This window comes from Acidithiobacillus sp. TH-A35 (assembly GCF_057473505.1).
This window is the reverse complement of record NZ_JBYCKR010000303.1, coordinates 1-3,266: the sequence shown is the minus strand read 5'-3', so window position 1 is coordinate 3,266 and position 3,266 is coordinate 1. Positions and strand designations below refer to the sequence as shown.

The window sequence follows — 3,266 nt, the reverse complement described above, 5'->3', positions numbered from 1 at the left end:
TTCCTCTTTAACCACCCGGACAGGCGTTTGTGTGCGGAGCTTTTTGAGGAGACCGCATACCTGGGCGGTTAAGATTCCCAGCCCCATACCGGCAGGGATATACGCCTGCGCACCTACTTCCAGAGCTGCTACGGCGTTTGTTTCCTCGTGGTCTTCTCCTGCACTATTGCCGACCACCAGGAAGGGCAAATCGCCCTGACGCGGTGCGAATTGCAGATGCCGCAGCCAGTCGCCCGTCGTGGCAGACCATCCGAGCAGAACCAACACTTCAGGATCCCAGCGGCGCACCAACTGCTCAGCTTCCGCACGCTCCGTGACTCGTATTACCTGGCCGCCAGTGCGCTCCAGAGCCACTTCAACGGAGATGATCGTTTTACCGTTGGTCCGTGCATTCACCAGCAGAAGGATCCGTGGGCCTTGCGGTGATCCGGTCCGGACCGGCAGGGGGTTTCGCATCTGCGCAAACATCGCCGCACGTAGCACATGTACTGTGTGTACAGCAATACTATTTAATAAAATTAATAACATAGTAAAAATCCCATGCTCGCCGTGAACGCGGCGTGCAAATGGAAGAAACTCACCGGGGCATTGTTGAGGGATTCGATGACACTACGTTGGGGTACATGTGTGCCCGTGGACTGACTCATGCAGATCTCCTTATGGGGGCTATATTGCGGCTCCCCATAGGATAACTGGTTTGTGTGACACTAGTATGAAGATTACATGACTTTTTTATGACAATAGATATTTTCCGCCGAAGGGCGGTTGGTGCAAAATGCAGTAGGATCGGCGTTTCGCCTGTTATGAGGGGCTCAGCACGCAATATCAGAAGCGTCCGAGTGTCTGGATTCAGCCCTCGAACTGCAGCGTTTCGTATCCGGGCTTAAGCTGGAAATGATCCTCGTGGGCATGTGCAAATGCTGGGGCTACCAAGCCGCCCATCAGGATAATGCCCCATACCACGGCAGCCCTGGCAACCCTTTTACCGCGCGCAGGTGCACTGCGCGCTGAAAATGCAAAAGCAGCCTTGAGGCTGCCACCTATCTTTGAAGCGACGTGTAGCTGACTGAAAAAGTGCCGTAACACATCTTGCGGGGAACGTAGAAACGGTTTTGGGGCCATCGACGAACGGCGAATTACCGGAACTTGCTGATGGCGCAACCATGCCGCAGGATGCTTAGTGTGACGCGTGGCGGGCAACGACAGCGCCAGCCTCGCATGAAGCTCGTCATCGTCCGCGAGCGACCCGAGCGCGGTCTGTAATGCACTGAATGCGTTGCCATTGCCTGAACCGCCTGGCATTTGTGCCATCTCCTGTTCTATCCAATGTCGCTGTGCGGGTGTCAACGCCAGGTGGTCCAGGTAGTGTTGCATCAGAGGCGGCGTTGTGACGTGTGGGATTTCACCACGAGGTAGCGGTGCCCCGGAAACGTTAAAGGTATCAGCATCTTTAAACACGATGACACTCCATGATTTCGCAGTTTTCCTAACCATATATACAACGCAGCAGATATCGTGCCATAGCCGCTATCGGTTGATTTTTTGGCGGTGCCAGTTCATGGTTGATGGCATTGAATAGGTTTTCCGTCGCTGTGAGGCAACACAACGAAAGTGATCTGTGGCGGTATATGAAATGACGATGATCAATGGCATAGGATTAAAAGCTATTGTTTATTGGTCTATTGTAGAGGGGGTGCGACAGCCGGTTCTTCCGTCGCTCAATAACGACATTCGCTATCCTTTTCATGTTCAGGTTGGCATTAAGGCGTTCGATGCCTCTTAATGGAAACAAGGATGCCGTTGTGCTGTAACACTCAGATAGAAAGGAGCACACCATGCCACAAAGCAGCGGATTATTGGTCATTGATCTGCAATTTGGATTTTCCCCCAAGCCTGACTTGGTAGATCGCATCAGGGACGCCGCACAGGACTATTCGGTCGTCGTGGCCACCCGTTTTTGCAATCCGCCCGGCAGCTTGTTCCGAATGCGCATGAATGATGGCAACGATGGCGGGTCGGTGATTGACGTGGGGCACGAGGTGATTATCGAAAAGCCTGGTTACGGGTTGAATCAGGCGGCGATAACCGTCTTGCGTGAGTTTACAGGAATCACAGAATGGGGACTGGTGGGTAGCCGGACGGGTGCTTGCATTATGGCCTGCGGGTTCTCCCTGTGGGATGCGGGGATTCCTTTCCACGTCATTCGCAATCTGTGCGCCGCTGAAAAAGGACCCATGTGTGAGGCAATCAGTACGGTCCTTCAACAGAAGTTTGGGGTGTAACTGCCTTTATGCAGCGCACAACCGTCAATCGCGTGGAGTTGGATACCCAAAGAGGGTCCGCCCGCGATTTGACACATTATCAACTATCGCGTAATTACCATCATCAAGTGTCGTAGTGATGGAACCCACGATAGAAACGGAGATGGGCGGCCAGTCTACGGAGGTTCTTCCAAGCCCCGTTATGTCGCCCTCATGCGCTGCGCAGAGACAATTTCCACAGGAGCACGTTCACCATGGCCAAACACAAGATTGGGACGCAAAATGATTTTCCCCACGGTCAGGCCAAAGCCTGTAAGGTCGCAGGCATTGATCTTGCCGTCTATGCACTGAGCAACGGCTACTATGCCACACAGGCCAGGTGCACCCACCTGAGGGCGTCGCTAACGGATGGCGAGATTATCGATGACCGCCTGATCCAGTGCCATCGGCACCGCGCGCGTTTCGATATCCGCACCGGCGAGGTCGTGGACTGGGCCAACTTCCCCCCGGGCATTCAGATACTGAATCTGGTATGCAGGAGGAAAGCGCTCAAAACCTTTCCGGTGAGCGTAGAAGACGACACGCTCTACGTCGAAATCTGACCTGTCGAGATTCGCTCAGGCCTAGAAGCTCTACGGAAAAAACGTCGGTTTTCAAGAGCCAGCGCAGCAGCCTTTTGCGACGTGTCCCATCGGCGGACACCATCGGGGCCTCAGCACCGGCCCGTTGCCACCCTCCCCGTCAAAGTAATGCCGGTGACATTCAGCGCCTGGGATCGTAGAAAGCCGCATGCAGCCCGCTCATCCGCCGCGTCTGGCGCTGGATGGCGTTTTCCAGCCGCTCGCGGGGGGCGATGAGGGTGAAGTGGCTGCGGGCGCGGGTGATGGCCGTATAGAGCAGTTCGCGGCTGAGGACGGGGCTGTCCGCGGGCGGGAGGATGAGGACGGTGTGGGCGAACTCAGAACCCTGCGCCTTGTGGACGGTCATGGCCCAGGCGCTTTCGGC

Annotated in this window: 4 protein-coding genes and 1 pseudogene; 2 read left to right on the top strand and 3 right to left on the bottom strand. The window is 55.3% G+C overall.

Annotation, left to right across the window (positions count from 1 at the left end; translation table 11 throughout):
• Together AC2VNK_RS09685 and AC2VNK_RS09680 are read right to left on the bottom strand one after the other, a co-directional pair.
• Nucleotides 1-396 (bottom strand): annotated as a pseudogene (locus AC2VNK_RS09685) (DNA-binding response regulator); the annotation flags it as partial.
• A 453-nt stretch (nucleotides 397-849) separates the two neighbouring features.
• Nucleotides 850-1,458, bottom strand: a complete 609-nt coding sequence (locus AC2VNK_RS09680) for a hypothetical protein (protein WP_486883602.1) — start codon at nucleotides 1,456-1,458, stop codon at nucleotides 850-852.
• 377 nt (nucleotides 1,459-1,835) lie between these two features.
• Between AC2VNK_RS09680 and AC2VNK_RS09675 the strand changes: the two genes are divergently transcribed.
• Nucleotides 1,836-2,282: a cysteine hydrolase family protein gene (locus AC2VNK_RS09675; RefSeq protein WP_291520462.1), complete on the top strand. Its 447-nt coding sequence runs from the start codon at nucleotides 1,836-1,838 to the stop codon at nucleotides 2,280-2,282.
• Nucleotides 2,283-2,515: 233 nt separating this feature from the next.
• On the top strand, nucleotides 2,516-2,863 hold the full coding sequence (locus tag AC2VNK_RS09670) for a Rieske (2Fe-2S) protein (protein WP_486883601.1): 348 nt from the start codon (nucleotides 2,516-2,518) through the stop codon (nucleotides 2,861-2,863).
• A 160-nt stretch (nucleotides 2,864-3,023) separates the two neighbouring features.
• Here AC2VNK_RS09670 and AC2VNK_RS09665 read toward each other — a convergent pair.
• Nucleotides 3,024-3,266 (bottom strand): ATP-binding domain-containing protein (locus tag AC2VNK_RS09665; RefSeq protein ID WP_486883600.1); only part of this gene is annotated, 243 nt, incomplete at its 5' end.

What these genes read in the sequence shown, in the direction of transcription:
- AC2VNK_RS09675 (WP_291520462.1), top strand. Translation starts at nt 1,836, where the DNA reads ATGCCACAAAGCAGCGGATTATTGGTCATTGATCTGCAATTTGGATTT.
- AC2VNK_RS09670 (WP_486883601.1), top strand. Translation starts at nt 2,516, where the DNA reads ATGGCCAAACACAAGATTGGGACGCAAAATGATTTTCCCCACGGTCAG.